The organism is Mycoplasma marinum (genome assembly GCF_004335975.1).
GTDB lineage: Bacteria > Bacillota_I > Bacilli_A > Mycoplasmatales > Metamycoplasmataceae > Mycoplasma_K > Mycoplasma_K marinum.
The window spans coordinates 1-1,293 of record NZ_PSZO01000072.1; the positions used below are offsets into that span (position 1 = coordinate 1).

Here is a 1,293-nt window from a genome sequence, read left to right on the forward strand (position 1 = left end):
CATATTCTTGCAATGGTCACAATGTAATTTCATGTATTCTTTAACTTTATTAAAAATATTTTGAGCTAAAACATATGAATCAACTTCTCCTTGAATTACTAATTTAAATTCCTCAATTTTTTTACCACTTATGTCCATTTCATTTATTAGAAGTTGCATGGCATTTTCCTCATTAATATTTGAAAATTCTTTTATGTTCATAAATTTCGCGTCTTCTTCTTTTTTGAATACCATTCTTTCGTATATCTCATGATGAATTGACGGAATTTCTTCAAGAAATTCTTGCCCCCTTAAAATATCTCATTTTGTTTTTTCCTTCGGTGTAAATTTTTTTGACTTCTCTCAAATACTTTCTATTTTCATTATTAAATCATCGATTCATGAATCAATATCCAATCCCTTACTAAATTCAATGTATCTTAAATTTGCCCTAATTGTTTTTACATCTTCAAAAGTTTCCTCTCGATAATCATTTATTGAAAGTGAAGTAGATAAAGAAAAACCATCAAAATTTGCAAATTTTTCAATTTTTACTGTTGGCGAACTTTTGTTGTGTTCCTTTTTATCGCCATTACTTGAACTCGTATTTCCGAGGTTTTTAATTCTTATATTTTCATTAATTGTTTTTATCAAGGTTATGGTTTTTATCCCAAATTCCTCTTCAAACACATCACTTTCATAAAATAGTTTTTTTCAATATCCAAACGGTATTATGTAATCTAATTCAGTATCGTACTTTTCCGTACCTCTATAGATTATTAATAAATTATTTATTTCTTTCTCTTTTTCTTTAAACAATCCCTTTTTATTTATTTTCTTCAACATATCATGGTTGATACATTTGCTTCATTTTGGTATTGTTGTTTCTCTCTTTAAAGTTAGGAATATATATTGAATACTTTTGTTGTGATTGTATTCATTCTTGATTAAAATCCTTGATTCTTCATTTAAGATTTCGTTATTTTCATCTATATTTTTTAGTTCTTCTTTCTTTGTCATTATTTTTGTTACAGTTTCTAGTCAATTACGATGCTTACCTCTATAAATTTTTATATTGCTTTTTGTATTTTTTGGCATTTAAGTTGCCCCCTTGCTCTTAAAATATGAAATGTTGCATTTTTTAAATTATAGTTTATATTTAAAAATAAATTATTAAAGTGTCCGGTGGGTAATTTAAAATTTGCGGATGCACAATTTGTTTTTATTTATATTTGTATATTTTATAAATTCATTAAAAATGTAATTTGAAGTTTGATATGTAATTTAAAAAGATGGTTCTGGTGCAATTAAATT

1 protein-coding gene is annotated in these 1,293 nt (G+C 25.2%); it reads right to left on the bottom strand.

All coding sequences use genetic code 4. The annotated features are described in order from the left end of the window. On the bottom strand, positions 1-1,077 hold a 1,077-nt coding region (locus C4B24_RS04745; RefSeq protein ID WP_131599632.1), incomplete at its 3' end, for a hypothetical protein. Between the last annotated feature and the right edge of the window lie 216 nt (positions 1,078-1,293).